Source organism: Streptomyces sp. NBC_01498 (assembly GCF_036327775.1).
In the GTDB taxonomy this organism is placed as follows: Bacteria; Actinomycetota; Actinomycetes; order Streptomycetales; family Streptomycetaceae; genus Streptomyces.
Map to the genome: position 1 here is coordinate 5703134 of NZ_CP109598.1, position 18504 is coordinate 5721637.

Annotated in this window: 16 protein-coding genes; 10 read left to right on the forward strand and 6 right to left on the reverse strand. The window is 73.2% G+C overall.

Annotated elements, in window-relative coordinates; translation table 11 throughout:
* Nucleotides 1-14: 14 nt before the first annotated feature.
* From OG875_RS24310 to OG875_RS24320, 3 genes are all read left to right on the forward strand, one after another.
* On the forward strand, nt 15-896 hold the full coding sequence (locus tag OG875_RS24310; protein WP_443079287.1) for a PAC2 family protein: 882 nt from the start codon (nt 15-17) through the stop codon (nt 894-896).
* A 180-nt stretch (nt 897-1076) separates the two neighbouring features.
* Nucleotides 1077-1682, forward strand: a complete 606-nt coding sequence (gene coaE, locus OG875_RS24315; RefSeq protein ID WP_330176348.1) for a dephospho-CoA kinase — start codon at nt 1077-1079, stop codon at nt 1680-1682.
* A 78-nt stretch (nt 1683-1760) separates the two neighbouring features.
* A complete protein-coding gene (locus OG875_RS24320; RefSeq protein ID WP_330176349.1) occupies nt 1761-2126 on the forward strand; it encodes a tetratricopeptide repeat protein in 366 nt (121 codons plus the stop codon).
* On the opposite strand, the gene OG875_RS24325 is transcribed toward OG875_RS24320, so the two are convergent.
* Entirely contained in the window at nt 2095-2469 is a 375-nt protein-coding gene (locus OG875_RS24325) for a DUF6343 family protein (protein WP_330176350.1), read from the reverse strand. The genes OG875_RS24320 and OG875_RS24325 overlap by 32 nt on opposite strands.
* A 242-nt stretch (nt 2470-2711) precedes the next feature.
* Between OG875_RS24325 and OG875_RS24330 the strand changes: the two genes are divergently transcribed.
* The 4 genes from OG875_RS24330 to OG875_RS24345 all read left to right on the forward strand — a co-directional run bounded on the left by OG875_RS24330 (nt 2712) and on the right by OG875_RS24345 (nt 8177).
* Nucleotides 2712-3233, forward strand: a complete 522-nt coding sequence (locus OG875_RS24330; RefSeq protein ID WP_330176351.1) for a DoxX family protein — start codon at nt 2712-2714, stop codon at nt 3231-3233.
* 286 nt (nt 3234-3519) lie between these two features.
* Nucleotides 3520-6450 (forward strand): DEAD/DEAH box helicase, encoded by a 2931-nt coding sequence (locus tag OG875_RS24335; RefSeq protein WP_330177889.1) that lies wholly within the window; start codon nt 3520-3522, stop codon nt 6448-6450.
* The gene (locus tag OG875_RS24340; RefSeq protein ID WP_330176352.1) at nt 6447-7700 is read left to right on the forward strand and encodes an SWIM zinc finger family protein; all 1254 of its coding nucleotides are present in this window, start codon (nt 6447-6449) and stop codon (nt 7698-7700) included. The genes OG875_RS24335 and OG875_RS24340 overlap by 4 nt, the downstream gene beginning before the upstream one ends.
* A 45-nt stretch (nt 7701-7745) precedes the next feature.
* Complete coding sequence (locus OG875_RS24345; protein ID WP_330176353.1) at nt 7746-8177, forward strand: hypothetical protein; 432 nt, start codon at nt 7746-7748, stop codon at nt 8175-8177.
* Between the two features lie 301 nt (nt 8178-8478).
* On the opposite strand, the gene OG875_RS24350 is transcribed toward OG875_RS24345, so the two are convergent.
* Nucleotides 8479-9663 (reverse strand): S1 family peptidase, encoded by a 1185-nt coding sequence (locus OG875_RS24350; protein ID WP_330176354.1) that lies wholly within the window; start codon nt 9661-9663, stop codon nt 8479-8481.
* A gap of 565 nt (nt 9664-10228) precedes the next feature.
* Here OG875_RS24350 and OG875_RS24355 point away from each other — a divergent pair.
* Nucleotides 10229-10870 (forward strand): uridine kinase, encoded by a 642-nt coding sequence (locus tag OG875_RS24355; RefSeq protein WP_330176355.1) that lies wholly within the window; start codon nt 10229-10231, stop codon nt 10868-10870.
* A 605-nt stretch (nt 10871-11475) separates the two neighbouring features.
* Here OG875_RS24355 and OG875_RS24360 read toward each other — a convergent pair.
* The 4 genes from OG875_RS24360 to OG875_RS24375 form a co-directional block, all read right to left on the reverse strand.
* Nucleotides 11476-12450, reverse strand: coding sequence for a carbohydrate kinase family protein (locus tag OG875_RS24360; protein WP_443079185.1), 975 nt, complete (start codon nt 12448-12450; stop codon nt 11476-11478).
* On the reverse strand, nt 12447-13364 hold the full coding sequence (locus OG875_RS24365) for a pseudouridine-5'-phosphate glycosidase (RefSeq protein WP_330176356.1): 918 nt from the start codon (nt 13362-13364) through the stop codon (nt 12447-12449). Before OG875_RS24365 ends, OG875_RS24360 begins: the two co-directional genes overlap by 4 nt.
* 140 nt (nt 13365-13504) lie before the next feature.
* On the reverse strand, nt 13505-14047 hold the full coding sequence (locus OG875_RS24370; protein ID WP_330176357.1) for a methylated-DNA--[protein]-cysteine S-methyltransferase: 543 nt from the start codon (nt 14045-14047) through the stop codon (nt 13505-13507).
* 135 nt (nt 14048-14182) lie between these two features.
* Entirely contained in the window at nt 14183-15091 is a 909-nt protein-coding gene (locus tag OG875_RS24375; RefSeq protein ID WP_330176358.1) for a glycerophosphodiester phosphodiesterase, read from the reverse strand.
* Nucleotides 15092-15326: 235 nt separating this feature from the next.
* On the opposite strand from OG875_RS24375, the gene OG875_RS24380 reads away from it, so the two are divergent.
* Nucleotides 15327-16241 (forward strand): MHYT domain-containing protein, encoded by a 915-nt coding sequence (locus OG875_RS24380; protein ID WP_330176359.1) that lies wholly within the window; start codon nt 15327-15329, stop codon nt 16239-16241.
* A gap of 40 nt (nt 16242-16281) precedes the next feature.
* A complete protein-coding gene (gene uvrB / locus OG875_RS24385) occupies nt 16282-18417 on the forward strand; it encodes an excinuclease ABC subunit UvrB (RefSeq protein WP_330176360.1) in 2136 nt (711 codons plus the stop codon).
* Nucleotides 18418-18504 lie beyond the last annotated feature (87 nt).

Here is an 18504-nt window from a genome sequence, read left to right on the forward strand (position 1 = left end):
TGGCAGTCGTCGACATGGCGCTCGCACAGGAGTCCGCGGGCCTTGTCATGCTCTACCACTTCGAGGGCTACATCGACGCGGGGGAGACCGGCGACCAGATCGTCGAGAACCTGCTGGAGTCGCTGCCGAACCAGGTGGTGGCGCGTTTCGACCACGACAGACTGGTCGACTACCGCGCCCGCCGCCCCCTGCTGACGTTCCGGCGCGACCGCTGGACCGGCTACGAGACGCCGGCCCTGGAGGTTCGGCTCGTCCAGGACGCCACGGGCGCCCCGTTCCTGCTGCTGTCCGGCCCCGAGCCGGACGTGGAGTGGGAGCGCTTCGCCGTGGCCGTCGCCCAGGTCGTCGAACGCCTCGGCGTCCGGCTGGCCGTCAACTTCCACGGCATCCCGATGGGTGTGCCGCACACGCGCCCGGTCGGCATCACGCCGCACGGCAACCGCACCGACCTGATGCCGGGACACCGCAGCCCCTTCGAGGAGGCCCAGGTGCCCGGCAGCGCCGAGGCGCTCGTCGAGTACCGGCTGATGGAGGCCGGGCACGACGTACTCGGCGTGGCCGCGCACGTCCCGCACTACGTGGCGCGGTCCTCGTACCCGGACGCCGCGCTGACCGCGCTGGAGGCGATCACGGCGGCGACAGGCCTCGTCCTGCCGGGCGTCGCGCACTCCCTCCGTACGGAGGCGCAGCGCACGCAGACCGAGATCGAGCGCCAGCTGAGCGAGGGCGACGAAGAGCTGGTGACGATGGTGCAGGGCCTTGAGCACCAGTACGACGCGGTGGCCGGCGCCGAGAGCCGGGGCAATCTGGTCGCCGAACCGGCGGAACTCCCGTCGGCGGACGAGATCGGGCGCGAGTTCGAGAAGTTCCTGGCCGAGCGCGAGGGCGACGTCTGACGCGCGCGATGCGCCTGGCGTGTGTCCTTCGGGCACGCGGGCGGCTTCCCGCGCGCGTGGGTTTGGCGGCCTCAGGGCCGGAGAGGGCGACGTACATGCGTCGTTCCGCTCTTACGAGATGCCCGGAGAGACCGCCGGGCATCTCGTAAGACATCCGGTGCACGCTCTAAGCTGCCGGACATGCTGACAGTGGGCCTGACCGGCGGGATCGGTGCCGGAAAGAGTGAGGTGTCCCGGCTGCTCGTGTCGTACGGCGCGGTGCTGGTGGACGCCGACAAGATCGCCAGAGAGGTCGTCGAGCCCGGGACCCCCGGGCTCGACGCCGTTGTCGACGCCTTCGGGCCCGGTGTGCTGACCGCCGACGGCAGGCTCGACCGCCCGAAACTCGGCGCGCTCGTCTTCTCCGACAGCGACCGGCTCGCCACCCTCAACGCGATCGTCCATCCCCTGGTCAGCGCGCGCTCGAAGGAGCTGGAGCGGGCGGCGGGGGAGCGGGACGTGGTCGTCCACGACGTACCGCTGCTGGTCGAGAACGGGCTGACCGGCCTGTACGACACGGTCGTCGTCGTGGACGCCTCGCCCGGGACCCAGCTCGACCGGCTCGTACGGCTGCGCGGCATGACCGAGTCCGAGGCGCGGTCGCGGATGGCGGCCCAGGCCACCCGCGAGCGGCGTACCGCCGCCGCCGATGTGGTGATCGACAACGACGGGCCGCTGGAGAAGCTGGAGCCGCAGGTCCGCGAGGTGTGGGAGCGGCTGGTCGAGCGGGCGGAAGCCGCCCGGTGAACCGCCCCTCCCGAGCCGTTTGGGAAAACCACTGTCCCGTGCGACGTTGAGAGCGCGCACCGACGGAAGGAAGCGACCGTGGCCGAGAGTCCGGAAACCCATGTCATCGACTACCGCGCGGCGGAGCAACTACTGGCCGCGCGCGACCCGCGCGGCGCGGTCAAACTGCTGGACTCGGTGATCGCGGCGCATCCCGAGAACACGGCGGCGCGCCTGCTGCGCGCCCGCGCGTTCTTCGCCGCCGCGCAACTGCGCCCCGCGGAGCTGGAGTTCGAACTGGTCCTGGAGCGCGAGCCGGACAACGCGTTCGCGCACTTCGCGCTGGCCCGCACCTACGAACGGTCGGGCCGGCCCGAGCTGGCGACGAAGCACTTCCGGCTGGCGGCGGCCCTGGACCCCAAGCCGGAGTACCTCAAGGCCGCCCGCTTCGACTCCGACGGCTGAGGCCGCCACTCGTGGTGCCGTTCGTGGTACTGCCCGTGGTGCTGCTCCCGTCGTGGTCGCGGCCGTGGTCGCGTTCATGGCCGTCACGGTCGTCGCGGGCTCGGTACGGCGGTACGTCGCGGCCCGGCTGATAACGCGAGCCCTGCCGCTTGTGGCGGACGACCAGCAGGAAGTCCGTGACCACGATCAGCATCAGCACCCCGCAGGCGATCGCCCAGCCGGGACGGCCGACCACCGCGAAGGCGATCGTGCCGAAGGCGGTCCAGATCAGGCCCCAGACACTCAGCCACCACCGCATCCGCAGAGGGCTGCGCGCGGTGACGGGTTCATTTCCCGTACGCATGGCATCGCACCTCCTGTCCCTGGTGTACCCGGTCCGCGCCCTCGATTCACGGGGCGCGGGCCCCGGAACCGGCCGACGCGGCATCGGCCGCTCCGGTGATGCTCCGGCGACGCCCCGGTGGCGGAAATTCGCCGATCGGGTCCGCCGGAGAGCGATGAGTTCCGGGCGGGACGGGCGTCTATCTCCGTGACAGACACCCCGCACGGTGACACGCACCGTGTGCGTGACGGAGGAGAACACCCATGTCCGAGGCTACGACCACTCCCGCGCCGACCACGCCCGCGTCCGCGCCCCTTTCCGCGTCCGGGTCCGTTTCCGCGTCCGGGTCCGGATCGGCTTCCGACCCCGCGTCCCCGGAGGGCGTGGCCGGGACCGGGCCCTCGCGCCGGACCGACATCGCGGTCCGTACGCTCCAGATCGTCATGGCGCTGTTCCTGGGCGTCGCGAGCGCGGGGCCGAAGATCATCGGCCACTCGTCGGCCGCCCAGTCGTTCGACGAGATCGGCGTGGGCGACTGGCTCATGTACCTCGTCGGCGCCCTCGAACTGGCGGGCTCGATCGCGCTGGTCGTGCCGATTCTCGCGGGGGTCTCGGCGATCGCGTTCATGAGCCTGATGATCGGCGCCTTCGTCACACAGATGACCGTCTTCGACGGGAAGAACGCGCTGACCCCGGTGATCTTCTTCGTGCTCTTCGCCGTCGTCGCGTGGGTGCGGCGGCAGAAGAACGCGGAGCTCCTCGCCCTGGTGCGCCGACGGGTCTGATCCGCGGCCACCGGCACCCGCCCCGCCGTGCCTGACGAGTGCGTCCCCTTCCGGCTCGGGGACGCGGTCGTCAGGCACGACGGGGCACTGTCAGACCCCCCGCCTAGACTCGCCGCGTAACGAGAACTCGCAGCTACGGGCCCGGGTGGAGGGAGCGGTGACGATGACACGACATGTGCCGGACGACATGCCGTCGGCGGTGCGCGCCTCCTCGGGAGCGCTCTCGCACGCGGGTGCGAAGGCGGCTGCCGCGAGGGTCGCGCCGGGGGACGGCCTCGGCGCCGTCATGCCGCCGGCACACTGCGCCGCCGTCTTCCTGCCCGCCGGGGTGCCCCGCGAGGGCCGGGTCGCGTTCTGGACGGCGGACGGGGAGCCGTACGGGGAGGGCGACCGGCCGCTGAGCGACCTGACGGTCGTGGCGGGTGTGCGGGAGCCGTACGGCTCCGGCGGCCCCGCCGACCAGGACCGGGCCGGCCCGGTGCCCGGAGCCGGTCCGGGCGACGCCTCCGACGCCTCCCACAGCTCCGAGGGCGGAGTCGGTACCCGTGTCGTGCGGGCCCTGCTGATGCCCGTCGCCGAGGCCGTGCCGCTGCTGGTCCGGGCCCGTACCGACGCCTCGGCCCACCCCTCCGCCGCCTGCTGGGGCGCCGCCGCCCTGCACGCGCTGCATCTGGCGGCCCGGGGCCGGCTGCTGCCCGGCCTCACCGCCTCCGACCACGACGCCTGGCGCGCCGGTCCGCTCGACGCGGACGACATCGCCCAGCTCCGGGCCGTCGCCGCCGCCATGCCGTACGAGGCGCACGCCGTCCCCGTTCCCGGCGTCCTCCCTCTGCGGCTGCCCGAGCCCGAGGCGCTGGTACGGGCCTTCCTCGACGCGGTCGCCGACTCGCTGCCCCGGACACCCGCAGCCGCCTTCGCCGCGGGCGCCCCCTTCGCGGCACGCGCCGCCCAGCACCTGCCCGGCGCCCGGTCGTGGGCGGCCGAGGCGGCGGCCGGGATGGACGCCGGGGTGCGCGTCTCCCTGCGCCTGGACCTGTCCGCGTACGAACTGTTCGACTCCTCGGGCACGGGGGAGACACCCGAGGAGCCCGGCACGGAGCGGCGCGCCGGGGCCGCCCTCGTCCAGATCCACAGCCTCGCCGACCCGACGCTCGTCATGGACGCGCCCCAGCTGTGGGCGGGCGACGGCGACGACCTCTTCGGGCCGCGCGCCCGGATCGACGCCCTGCTGGCACTGCGCCGCGCCGCCCGCGTCTGGCCGCCGCTCGCCCGGCTGCTGGAGGTCGACGTCCCCGCCGCGCTGCCGCTCTCCGAGGACGAGCTGTACGACCTGCTGGGGCCGGGCTCCGCGAGCCTCGCCGCCGCCGGGGTGGCCGTGCACTGGCCGAGGGAGCTGGCCCGTACGCTCTCGGCCGCCGCCGTCGTACGCCCCGCGCCCGGCTCGGCCACGGACGGCACCCCGTTCTTCGACAGCACCGAGCTGCTCCGGTTCGACTGGCGGCTGGCGCTGGACGGCGATCCGCTCAGCGACGCCGAGATGGACACCCTCGCCGAATCGCACCGGCCCATCGTGCGTCTGCGCGACCAGTGGGTGGTGGTCGACCCCGCCCTCGTAAGGAAGGCGCGTAAACGGGAGCTGGGCCTGCTCGACCCGGTCGACGCGCTGGCCGTCGCCCTCACCGGCTCCGCCGAGGTGGACGGCGAGACCGTCGAGGCGGTCCCGACCGGCGCGCTGGCGGTCCTGCGCGACCGGCTCCTCCACGGCCCCGTGCCCGTCCCGCAGCCCGCCGCCCTGAATGCGACCCTGCGGGACTACCAACTGCGCGGACTGGCCTGGCTGGACCTGATGACCTCGCTCGGCCTCGGCGGCTGCCTCGCCGACGACATGGGCCTCGGCAAGACGATCACCGTCATCGCGCTCCACCTGCACCGCGCCCGCCCGGCGCCCACACTCGTCGTCTGCCCCGCCTCCCTCCTCGGCAACTGGCAGCGCGAGATCACCCGGTTCGCGCCCGGTGTCCCGGTCCACCGCTTCCACGGCTCCGGCCGCACACTGGACGGGGTGACGGACGGGTTCGTCCTCACCACGTACGGCACGATGCGCGGCAGCGCGCCCGAACTGGCCGCGTACACCTGGGACATGGTCGTCGCCGACGAGGCCCAGCACGTCAAGAACCCGTACTCCTCCACCGCCAAGGCGCTGCGCACGATCCCGTCGCCCGCCCGTGTCGCCCTCACCGGCACCCCCGTGGAGAACAACCTCTCCGAGCTGTGGGCCCTCCTCGACTGGACGACCCCCGGCCTCCTCGGCCCGCTCAAGTCCTTCCGCGCCCGGCACGCGCGCCTCGTGGAGAACGTGGAACACGCGGGCTCGGCCGGCACCCCCGCGAGCGACGAGGCCGTGGAACGGCTCGCCCGGCTGGTCCGCCCCTTCCTGCTGCGCCGCAAGAAGTCCGACCCCGGCATCGTGCCCGAGCTGCCGCCGAAGACGGAGAGCGACCACCCCGTCGCGCTCACCCGCGAACAGGCGTCCCTCTACGAGGCCGTCGTCCGCGAGACGATGGCCGCCATCGAGAACGCGGAGGGCATCGCCCGGCGCGGACTCGTCATGAAGCTCCTCACCGCGCTCAAACAGATCTGCAACCACCCGGCGCAGTATCTGAAGGAGGACCGGGCCCGGCTCACCGGCCGGTCGGGCAAGCTCGCCCTGCTGGACGAACTGCTCGACACGATCCTGACCCAGGACGGCTCGGTGCTGGTCTTCACGCAGTACGTGTCGATGGCACGGCTGCTCTCCGCGCATCTGGCGTCCCGCGCCATCCCCTCCCAACTCCTGCACGGCGGAACGCCCGTGGCGGAGCGGGAACGGATGGTCGACTCGTTCCAGGCGGGCCGGACCCCCGTCTTCCTGCTGTCCCTGAAGGCCGCCGGCACCGGGCTCAACCTCACCCGCGCCGGGCATGTCGTGCACTACGACCGGTGGTGGAATCCCGCCGTCGAGGAGCAGGCCACCGACCGCGCCTACCGCATCGGCCAGACCCAGCCCGTACAGGTCCACCGGCTGATCGCCGAAGGCACGGTCGAGGACCGCATCGCCGAGATGCTCAACGCCAAACGCGCCCTCGCCGACGCCGTCCTCGGCTCCGGCGAGGGCGCCCTGACCGAGCTGACCGACCGCGAACTGGCCGACCTCGTCTCGCTGCGGAGGGCGTCATGACCGCACCGCGCGCCTCCCGGCACGACGACCGCCGCCGTACGTTCCCGGCGCTGCCGCCCCGGCCCGGCCCGGACGACACCGGGTCCGTCGCCACGAGCTGGTGGGGCAACGCGTGGGTGGAGTCCATGGAGGGCTCGGCGCTGGACCCCGCCCGGCTGCGCCGGGGGCGCGCCTACGCGGGCCGTGGGCACGTGGACGCGATCACGGTCACCCCGGGCCGGGTCATGGCGTACGTGCACGGCAGCCGGCCGCGCCCGTACCGCACGGAGATCCGCCTGCGCACCCTCGGCGACGACGGCTGGGAGGACCTCCTCGACGCGGCGGCGGCCCGCCCCGACCACATCGCGGCCCTCCTCGACAAGAACATGCCGCACGCGCTCGCCGCCACCGCCGACCTGCTGCCCACCGCGGGCGACCTGACCCCCGACTGCTCCTGCCCGGACGACGGGCTGCCCTGCAAACACGCGGCGGCGCTCTGCTACCAGACGGCCCGGCTGCTCGACCAGGACCCGTTCGTGCTGTTCCTGATGCGCGGGCGCGGCGAGCACGAGATCCTCGCCGACCTCACCCGCCGCAACGCCACCCGCTCCGCCGCCGAACGCGGCACGGCGCCCCCGCCCATGCCCACGGTCGACGCGGCCACGGCGCTCGCGCCCCGCGCGCTGCCCGCCCTGCCGCCGCCCTTCCCGCCGCCCCCCGACCCGGGACGCCCGCCGGTCTACCCGCACACACCGGGCGCCCCCGACCCGCTGGCGCTCGACCTGCTCGCCACCGAGGCGGCCGTCCGCGCCCACACCTTCCTCACCACCGGCATCGACCCCGTCGACGGACTCACCCCCTGGCAGGACGCCGTCCGCCTCGCCGCCGCCCACCCCGGCTCCGGACTCACCGCCTCCACCCGCGCCCTCTACCGCGACCTCGCCGCGGGCACCGGCCAGGGCCCCACCGACCTGGCACGCGCCGTCGCCGCCTGGCGCCAGGGCGGCCTCGCCGGGCTCACCGTCCTGGAGCAGGCGTGGGACCCGCCTGCCGGACCGTTCGACCGCGCCCGCCCCGCGCTGATCGCCGCCGACTTCCCGCACCTGCGGCCCTGGCGCAACCGCCTCTCCGGGCCGTCCCTCCAGCTCCGCTTCGGCCGCGACGGACTCTGGTACGGCTACGAGTCGGACCGCGACCGGGAGGACTGGTGGCCCCGGGGCACCCCCGACACCGACCCGGTGGGCGCGCTCACGGCCCTGCTCGGACGGTGACGGGTACGCTCGTATCCGTAACCGTCCACGGGGTGAGGGGGCACGGTGGAAGCCGAGTTGATGGCACTGGCGAGCGCGGGGGCGACCGCCCTCGTACAGCAGATGGTGACGGACGGCTGGACGGCGGCACGCGAACGGGCGGTGGCGTTCTTCGCGAACCGCGGTACGGGCGGCGCCGGTTCGATCGAGGAGGACCTGGACGCCGCCCGGGACGAGCTCGTCGTCGCCCAGCGGGACCAGGACGGCGAACTGATGGCCGACGTCCGTTCCGAATGGCGTGCCCGGCTGCGCCGCGCGCTCGCCGCCGACCCGGCGGCGGCTGCCGAACTCCGCGCGCTGCTGGACGAGTTGACGCCCCCGGCCGGGCCCGGTCCGCAGCGGACGATCGACGTGCACAACACCGTCACCGGCGCCACGGTGCACGGCACGGTCGTGCAGACGGGTTCGATCGGCGAACTGCGCTTCGGGAGCGGGTGAGCCCGACAGGACCGGGCGCCCGGTCCTGTCGGGCTCGGTTCGAGGGGACCCGGCCTGAGGGGGCGCGGCCCGAGGGGTGGGGTCCGAGGGGCGGTGCCGGCGGTTCCTGAGGGGGGTGTCCTGGAACGCCCGTCGCGGTGGGGGCAGTACCTCCCCCACCGCGACAGTGCCGTTCCGGCCCGGGAGACCCTGGGGTCGGTCCGACCCCCTATCCCTGAAACCCGGTGGTTCGTGGGTCCTTGGGGTCGCGGCCGGAGCGGGTCTGAGCCAGCTGGCCGGACTTACGCGTCCGCGTCCGCGATCAGGCGGTGTGCAGCGTCAGCCCGTACGTACCGAGGATCTCGTTGATCGGCTGGTACCAGGTCTCGCCGCCGCCGCTGCAGTTGCCCCAGCCGCCGGAGGTCACACCCTGCGCCTGGTCACCGCTGAGGAACGAGCCGCCCGAGTCGCCGCCCTCGGCGCACACGCTGGTCTTGGTCATCTGGTGGACGGCGCCCTGGGCGTAGTTGACCGTCTCGTTCTTGCCCAGGACGTTGCCGCAGTGCCAGTGCGTCGTGGAGCCGGAGCGGCAGATGGAGGCACCGATGGGGGCCTCGTTCGAGCCGCGCACCAGCTGGTCCGGCACGGCGCCCCAGCCGAGGACGACCGGCACGGTCCACCAGCCGTTGGCGACATTGACCCACGCGTAGTCGTTGCCGGGGAAGGACGAGCCCTGGAAGTTGCCGATGGCGGAGTTGTCCCACCCGCGCACCGCCTGGCCCCGGGGCCCGCAGTGCCCGGCGGTCACGAAGCCGCCGTGCACCGAGAAGCCTATGGAACAGCGGACGTTGCCCGTGTAGTACGGGTCTCCGCCGACGGTCCCGGCGGCGAAGGTGGTCGGCGCCTGGGTCGTCTCCGCGACGGTCACCGGCCCCGTCTTCTCGGCCTTCGCGACGAAGCCCGCGACGGCCTTGTCGTTCCGCTCCGACGCGACGACGTTCACCACGACCCGGTTGGTCCTGGGGTCGACACGCCAACTGCTCACACCGGCAGGCGCGTCGAGCGCGTCGATCCGCTTCATGGTCGCGTCCAGCGCCCGCTCGCTGTGCTTCACGAGCTTGACCGCGGCGCCCGTCGCGCGCACCGCGTCCGCCTTGCCGCTGTCGGTCACGGCGACCGTCAGCGTGTTGTCGGCCGCGCTGAACCAGGAGCCGCCGTACGAGGCTCCCGCCGCGCGCTCCGCCTTCTCCTCGATGGCGGTGGCCGCCTTCTCGGCGGCGAGCCGCGCGACGACCTGACTCTTCGTCAGGCCGAATTCCTTCTGCATGGCGCTGATCAGGCCCTCGGAGGCGGCGGCAGCCTTCGGCGTCGCTGACATCGATGTCGAGGCGGGGGCGGACGCGGCGTCGGGAACGGCGGCCGACGCGGGCGCGAGCCCTGCCGCCGCCCAGCTGCCGACGAGGAGGAGGGCGGACAGGCCGGTGCGTACAACTGTTGTGCGTCTCAAGGGAGTTGCCCTTCGGTTGTTCCAGCGATCGTGGGGATGGAACGAGGGAACAGCGGCTGGGTGAGAGCGCTCTCACCCACCCCGGCGGGAGCGTATCCAAGGATCATGGACAGGTCCATGCCAATGGTCGAACGGAGTCCTCCGGATTTCCCGCACGGGCCCGATTCGCCTGGTCGGGGCGGAATCGAGCCGGACGAACGCTGCCCGGCCGCCGAGTGCGCGGCGGGTGCGCGACGGGTGCGCCGACCGCCGGCACGGCGACGGCGACATCCGCGACTGCGGTCCACGCACGCTGTCTCGGGGAGCGCGGCGCGCGGGCGGAGAGCGGGACGGGGAGTCCCAGGGGTGGACATGGAGTGGCGGACACGGGGTGGGGTCGCTCTCTCCGAGCGTGGGCGCACACCGGGCTGTGACGTGCGGATTCACTCCGGCAAGCACGCGCCGTCCGAACCTTCGGGACACCGGACCCGGCCACGAACCACCCGCACGAGCGTATGACCCTCGCACCGGCCGAAGCGGCTCCCGGCGGTGCGGACGCCTCACGCCGACGGCCCATGATGGAACGGTGAGACTCGAAGCGATCACCTGGGACCGGCTGACCGACACCCTGGCGGAACGCGTCCTGGAGACCCGGGCGGACGACGGGAGCCCCTGGCTGCGCGTCGCCGTGGACGGCGCTCCCGCCGCGCGCCCCGGCGTACGGGCGGAGGCGCTGGCCGACGAACTGCGGCTGCGGGGACGCGCGGTGCTCGTCGTCGGCACGGGTGGCTTCCTGCGGCCCGCGTCGCTGCGGTACGAGTACGGGCGCCGGGATCCGGACGCGTACTACGACGGGTGGTTCGACACGGGCGCGCTGTGGCGCGAGGTGTTCGGGCCGGTGGAAGCGGGCGGGACGGGCCGGGTGCTGCCCGACCTCTGGGACCCCGCGACGGACCGGGCCACCCGCAGTCCGCGCGCCGAACTCCCTCCCGGGGGAGTGCTGTTGGTGCATGGCCCGTTTCTGCTCGGGCACTGGTTCCCGTTCGACCTCACGGTGCATCTGCGACTGTCGCCCGCCGCGCTGCGCCGCCGCACCGAGGAGGACGAACGGTGGACGCTCCCCGCGTTCGAACGGTACGAGCGAGAGGTCGGCCCGGCCGAGGCCGCCGACGTCGTCGTGACAACGGACGACCCCCGCCACCCCGCCTGGTCGCCTCCGCGAAGCTGACCTCGCCGCCGGGAGGGCGGGCGCGGAGCACGTTCACCGGGCGGTCGGCGGGCTCCGCCGGGGGCGTGGCGGCGCGCCGTGAGTGGCGTCTGTGCCTTGCGGCGCGGGGCGTTGCCCCTTGTTGTGCGGGCGGGTGTTCGTCGTGACGACGGACGATCCCCGCTGGGGGTCTGGCGGCTCGCCTCCGCGAGGCTGACCTCGCCGCCGGGAGGGCGGGCGCGGAGCACGTTCACCGGGCGGTCGGCGGGCTCCGCCGGGGGCGTGGCGGCGCGCCGTGAGTGGCGTCTGTGCCTTGCGGCGCGGGGCGTTGCCCCTTGTTGTGCGGGCGGGTGTTCGTCGTGACGACGGACGATCCCCGCTGGGGGTCTGGCGGCTCGCCTCCGCGAGGCTGACCTCGCCGCCGGGAGGGCGGGCGCGGAGCACGTTCACCGGGCGGTCGGCGGGCTCCGCCGGGGCCTGGCGGCTCGCTTTGAGTGGCACATGTGCCGCATGGGGCATTGCCCGGCGCGTGTGGGCGGGCGTTCGCCGTCGGCCGGCGACCCTCGCCAGGCCCCGGCGCCTCCCTGTGAGCGCCACCTGTCGCGGACGCCCGTCGCGTGCGGGCACTAGTTTTCGGACACGGTCCGGCGGGCCGGTGGTCGGCCGCCGGGCAGTGCGACCGAGAGGGCTCCGGCCCGGCAGCCCGCGCTCGTCGCCGTCACCGGGTCCGCGCCGGTCAACAGAGCGGCGAGGAAAGCTCCGTTGAAGGCGTCGCCCGCCCCGGTGGAGTCGACGGCCCGTGTGGTGCGGGGCGGGACCCGGGCCGTCACGGCTCCGTCCGACGCCACCAGCGCGCCCCCGGGGCCCAGCGTCACCACCACGAGCGGGAACCGGTGGCTCAGTTCGGCCGCCGCCTTCCCGGTGTCCGGGAGGCCCGTGAGCAGCCGGGCCTCGTCCGCGTTGGGCAGCAGCACCTGGACGCCGTCGGCCGCCGCCAGGAACGCCTCGGCGCCCTGTTGCGCCAGGAAGCCCGCCGACGCCGGGTCCACGCTCACCGGAACTCCTCGCGCCACCGCCGATTCCACGGCGGCGCGCACCGCCTGACGACTCGTTTCGGCGAAGAACAGATAGCCGGAGATGTGCAGCCGGCCGACCCCGTCGAGCAACTCCGCCGACCAGTCGGCCGCGCCGAGGCGCAGGACGGCCCCGCTGTCGGTCAGGAAGGTGCGTTCGGCGGCGGCGTCGACCAGCGACACGACGGTGGCCGTCGCCACCTCGTCGTCCACGACGAGCAGCGGCCGGACGCCCGCCGCTCGCAGGTGTTCCCCGTGCCACCCGGCCGCGTCCGCGCCGACGCGGGCGAGCAGCCGGACATCCCCGCATCCCGAGGCCACGGCCCAGCACGCCGCGTTGGCTCCCGCGCCGCCCGGCAGGGTGTGGATCTCGGCGGCGGTGTCGGTGCCGTGCGCGAGGGGCGTACGGTGCCGGGCCACCACGTCGGTGACGACGTCCCCGACGATCAGCAGCGCCTCGCCCCGGGCCGGGCCCGGGGCGTCCGGCGCCGCAGTGGGGCGGACGCCGGGCAGGCCCGCACCGCTCACCGCGCCGCCGCCGCGGCCGCGATCAGCGCGGCCAGGCGTACGTTGCCCCGCACAGCGGCCAGGTTCGCCTCCAGCGACGCGCCGCCGGTCCGCCGCACCAGTTCGCCCAGCAGGAACGGCGTGACCCCCTGACCGTCGATGCCCCGCTGCCGGCACTCCGCCAGCGCCTCGGCGAGCACCCGGTCGTGCAGCTCCGGATCGAGCTGGTCCGCCTCCGGCACCGGGTTGGCGACGATCAGCGCGGCCTCCGGCCCGCCGAGCGCGTCCTGCGCGCCCATCACCGCGGCGACCTCCTCCGGGGTCCGCACCGTCCAGTCGACGGGCTCCCCGGACGACGTCAGATAGAAACCCGGGAAGTGCTCCGTGCCGTACCCGAGGATCCCCACGCCCAGGGTCTCCAGACGCTGGAGTGTCGCCGGTACGTCGAGGATCGACTTCACGCCGGCGCAGACCACCGTGATCCGGGTCTCCGCGAGCAGCCGCAGATCCGCCGACTCGTCCTGCGCGCTGGTCCAGTCGCGGTGGACACCGCCCAGCCCACCGGTGGCGAAGACCCGGATGCCCGCGCGGGCGGCGAGGAACGCCGTCGCGGACACCGTCGTCGCCCCGCTCGCCCCCGTGGCGAGCGCGGGTGCCAGATCGCGGTGCCCGAGCTTGCGGACGGACACATCCCCGGCGATCCGCTCCAACTGGTCCTTGTCCAGGCCCACGTGAGCCCTGCCGTCCAGTACGGCGACGGTGGCGGGCACGGCGCCGCCGGACCGTACGAGCGCCTCCAACTCCTCGGCGACGGCCAGATTGCGCGGGCGCGGCAGACCGTGTGCGATGATCGTCGACTCCAGGGCGACCACGGGCCGGCGCGCGTCGAGCGCCTCCCGTACCTCGGGGGACAACTGCGGTGTGGTGTCAGGCATGTCCCATCCCTGGCGCGCGACGGCGCCCCGCAAACGTCGCCGCCCGCCGGAGAGCCGGCCGGGCCGGGCCGTGGACGGGCGCCGTACGCGCGCGGCACGCCGCCGGGAACACGGCCGGGGCCCGTGCGGAAGCCCGGAGGTCAGAACAGCGGCGCGGGCAGCACCCCTTCCAGCGCCAGCAGCTGCCGCTTGGTCTCCAGGCCGCCCCCGAAGCCGCCCAGCCCGCCGCCGCTCTCCACCACCCGGTGGCACGGCACCACGAGCGGCAGCGGATTCGACCCCATCGCCGCGCCCACCGCCTGGGCCGAGCCCGGACTGCCGACCCGGTCGGCCAGATCGCCGTACCCGACGACCGTGCCGTACGGAACACCCGTCGCCAGCTCCCGCAGCACCTGCCGGTTGAAGCCGCCCGACAGCGACCAGTCGAGCGGCAGCGTGAACTCCCGGAGGGTGCCGTCGAAGAACGCCGCGAGCTGACGTATCGGCTCGGCCAGCCGGCCCGCCGGATCCTCCACCGGCTCGCATCCGAACCGCCCCCCGAGCTGCCGGAGCGCCGCCTCCCGCCGCCTGTCCGTGGCGTGGAAGACAACTGTCACAAGTCCTTCACGGGTGGCGGCCAGCAGCAGCGGGCCGATGTCGCTTCCGACCACGGCCCACTCCACCGGCTGCGTGTCACTGTCCATGCCCACCACGCTACGGCCCGGGTCTGACAACGGTCCCGAACCCGTCACGGCCCCCAACCCGTCACGGGCCCGTTCCCAGGAACGGAAACCTCCGGAACGGGCCCGCGCCGGACAGGCCCGCCCCGGGACCGCCGCTCAGCCCACCGCGTCCCGCACCACGTCGGGGCGGTTGGTGATGATGCCGTCGACACCGAATCCGGCCACCCGCCGCGCTCCCGCCGCGTCGTCGACCGTCCAGGTGCTGACCTGGAGTCGCTTGCCGTGGGCGCCCTTCAGCCGGTGCACGGAGGCCACGTACGCGGCCGTCAGCGAGGTGTGCGTCGGGTTGATCCGGTCGGTGAACTCCGCGTACGAGGGCAGGTCCGCCACGGCGGGCGTACCGAGGAAACCGGTGGTCACGTCGGGCCGCCGCTCGTGCACGGCCCGCACGCTGTCCGCGCCGAAACTCTGCACGACCAGCCGGTCCCGTACGTGCGCGCCGTCCAGCCAGCCCTCCGTACGGAGCACCCGCAGGATGTCCCCCTCGATGCCGGGATACAGCTCGGGCGCCTTGATCTCCAGAAGAAGGTTCTGCCGGTTGGCCTCGACCGCCGCCAGGAATTCCTCCAGCGTCGGCACCCGCTCACCCGCCCACGCGGCGCTGAACCAGCTGCCCGCGTCCAGCCGTGCGATCTCGGCGGCGGTGAAGTCCTTCACATTCCACGGCGCCCGGCCGGGGAAGACCCGCTCGGCGTCGGTGGTGCGCCTCAGGTCGGTGTCGTGCAGCACGACCAGCCTGCCGTCCCGTGTCCGCTGGACGTCGTTCTCCACCCAGTCGACGTCCAGTTCCGCGGCCTTGTCGACGGCGGCGAGGGTGTTCTCCGGCGCGTACGCGGAGGCCCCCCGGTGCGCGATGACCAGCGGATCGGCGGCCTGCCGGGAGCACACCGGGGACATCTCGGGGGCCGTGGCCCGGGGCACGGCGGCCGAGGCGGTCCCCGGCAGAATCAGCGCGACGGCCCCCAGCAGCGCGACGGCCGCGGTCACAGAGGTGCGTGCGTACACGGGAACTCCTTGTGTCGATCGGGTCGCGGAGAGTCGAGGGTGGCAGTCGGCGGCCAACACGCGACGGGCGAAGGTTGGCCACAACGTGAACGGAATGCGCCCGAGCCGGACCCCGGCACGGTCGCCATGTCGACATACGGGTGGCCGGAAGTTTCCTTGCGCTGCCGCTGGTCATACTCTCGCCCCCGAACCAGCGCTTCCGCAGACGGCTCACCAGGAGCGAAGGGCGTACCGCATGCAGGGCACCACCGACGGATTCAGCTACGGCCTGATCACCCCCGTGGCGGCCTTTCTCATGGCCTGCCTCGGTGGCACGCTGGGCCTGCGCTGCGCCATCAGATCCCTGCACACCTCCCAACGAGGACGCAAGGCCGGCTGGCTCGCACTCGCCGCCGTCGCGATCGGCTCGGGCGTCTGGACGATGCACTTCATCGCCATGACCGGCTTCTCCGTGGCGGAGACGCCCGTCACGTACGACGCGGCCACCACCTTCGCCGGTCTCGCCGTCGCGATCGTCATGGTCGGCCTCGGCGTCTTCCTGGTGGGATACCGCGGCACGACCCCGATGGCCCTGGTCACCGGCGGCACCGTCACCGGTCTCGGCATCGCGAGCATGCACTACCTGGGCATGTCCGGGATGCGGCTCCACGGCACCCTCGGCTACGACACGGTGACCGTCGGCGTCTCCGTCGTCATCGCCGTCGTCGCGGCCACCACGGCGCTGTGGGCCGCCGCCTCCGTGCACAGCCTCCTGATGAGCGTGGCCGCCAGTCTCGCCATGGGCGTCGCCGTCACCGGAATGCACTACACGGGCATGGCCGCCGTGCATGTCCGGCTCGGCACCCCCGGCGGCCCCGCCGACGGGACCGAGGCCGGCGAACCGGTGGCGACCCTGCTCGGGCCCATGCTGGTCGGACCCGGTGTCTTCCTGCTGCTGGCGGCCGTCGTGGTGGTCTTCGACCCGCTCATGGTCGCGGGCGGCCGGCGCGCCGCCGCACCGGCTCCCGAGGGGCCGGACCGGGGCGCCCGTAGCCGCGCGCTGTCCGGCGTACCGGCCCAGCGGACCCGCCGGGAACCCAGGTACGGCACGAGCCCCGAGGAGACGGCGGCCGGGCGGTCCGTCCCGTCGCGGGGCGTCCACGACTGGTGATCCACACCCGGCTGTCAGTGGGGGGTCGTACCGTGGAGTCATGCGGCCAGTTTCCAAGATCGAACGTACTTTGGCGCCTTTTGAGGTCATCAGCTCCTACCAGCCCAGCGGCGACCAGCCGACGGCGATCGCCGACCTGGAGCGCCGCGTCCGCGCGGACGAGCAGGACGTCGTCCTGCTGGGCGCGACGGGTACGGGCAAGTCGGCCACCACGGCCTGGATGATCGAGCGGCTCCAGCGCCCCACCCTGGTGATGGCCCCGAACAAGACGCTGGCCGCCCAGCTGGCGAACGAGTTCCGCGAGCTGCTCCCCAACAACGCCGTCGAGTACTTCGTCTCGTACTACGACTACTACCAGCCCGAGGCGTACGTCCCGCAGTCGGACACGTACATCGAGAAGGACTCCTCGATCAACGACGAGGTCGAGCGGCTGCGCCACTCGGCGACGAACTCGCTGCTCACCCGCCGTGACGTGGTCGTGGTCGCCTCCGTCTCCTGCATCTACGGCCTGGGTACGCCCCAGGAGTACGTGGACCGCATGGTGTCGCTGAAGGTCGGCGAGGAGTACGACCGCGACGAACTGCTGCGCCGCTTCGTCGACATCCAGTACACGCGCAACGACATGGCGTTCACCCGCGGCACCTTCCGGGTCCGCGGCGACACCATCGAGATCTTCCCGGTCTACGAGGAACTGGCCGTCCGTATCGAGATGTTCGGCGACGAGATCGAGGCCCTCTCCACCCTCCACCCCCTCACCGGCGAGATCATCAGCGAGGACGAGCACCTGTACGTCTTCCCGGCCAGCCACTACGTGGCGGGACCCGAGCGCATGGAGAAGGCCGTCAACGGCATCGAGCGCGAGCTGGAGGAGCGCCTCGCCGAGCTGGAGAAGCAGGGCAAGCTCCTGGAGTCCCAGCGGCTGCGGATGCGCACCACGTACGACATCGAGATGATGCGCCAGATCGGCTCCTGCTCCGGTATCGAGAACTACTCGATGCACTTCGACGACCGCCTGCCGGGCACCGCGCCCAACACCCTCCTCGACTACTTCCCCGAGGACTTCCTGCTGGTCATCGACGAGTCGCACGTCACCGTGCCGCAGATCGGCGCCATGTACGAGGGCGACGCCTCCCGCAAGCGCACGCTGGTCGACCACGGCTTCCGGCTGCCCTCCGCGCTGGACAACCGGCCGCTGAAGTGGGAGGAGTTCCAGCAGCGCGTCGGCCAGACCGTCTATCTGTCCGCCACCCCCGGCACGTACGAACTCTCCCGGGGCGACGGCTTCGTGGAACAGATCATCCGCCCCACCGGGCTCGTCGACCCCGAGGTCGTCGTCAAGCCCACCGAGGGCCAGATCGACGACCTGGTGCACGAGATCCGCCTCCGCACCGAGCGGGACGAGCGCGTCCTGGTCACCACCCTCACCAAGAAGATGGCCGAGGACCTGACGGACTACTTCCTCGAACTGGGCGTACAGGTCCGCTATCTGCACAGCGACGTCGACACCCTGCGCCGTATCGAGCTGCTGCGCGAACTGCGCGCCGGCGAGTACGACGTCCTGGTGGGCATCAACCTCCTCCGGGAGGGACTCGACCTCCCCGAGGTGTCCCTCGTGGCGATCCTCGACGCCGACAAGCAGGGCTTCCTCAGGTCGGGGACCTCCCTGATCCAGACGATCGGGCGCGCGGCGCGCAACGTCTCCGGCCAGGTCCACATGTACGCGGACCGGATCACCCCGGCGATGGAACAGGCCATCGACGAGACCAACCGCCGCCGCGAGAAGCAGATCGCGTACAACACCGAGCGGGGCCTGGACCCGCAGCCGCTGCGCAAGAAGATCAACGACATCGTCGCGACCATCGCGCGCGAGGAGGTCGACACCGAGCAACTGCTCGGCACCGGCTACCGCCAGGGCAAGCAGGCCAAGACACCCGTGCCGTCGCTCTCCGGCCGCGCGGGGGCCGAGACCGGGCGGCCGGGCCGGAAGACCGCCAAACAGGGCGCGGTGGTCACCGACCGGCCCGCGGCCGAACTGGCCGGAATCATCGAGGAGATGACCGAGCGCATGCGCGCGGCGGCGGCTGATCTCCAGTTCGAGGTGGCGGCGCGACTGCGTGACGAAGTGGGCGAACTGAAAAAGGAGTTGCGGCAGATGAGGGAGGTAGGACTCGCCTGACGCCGTCACACCTGGTGTGTTGCAGGAACGACACAAAAACGGCCGAAGTCTCCTGCGCTGTCAGTGCGACTGCGTAGGGTACGGGAC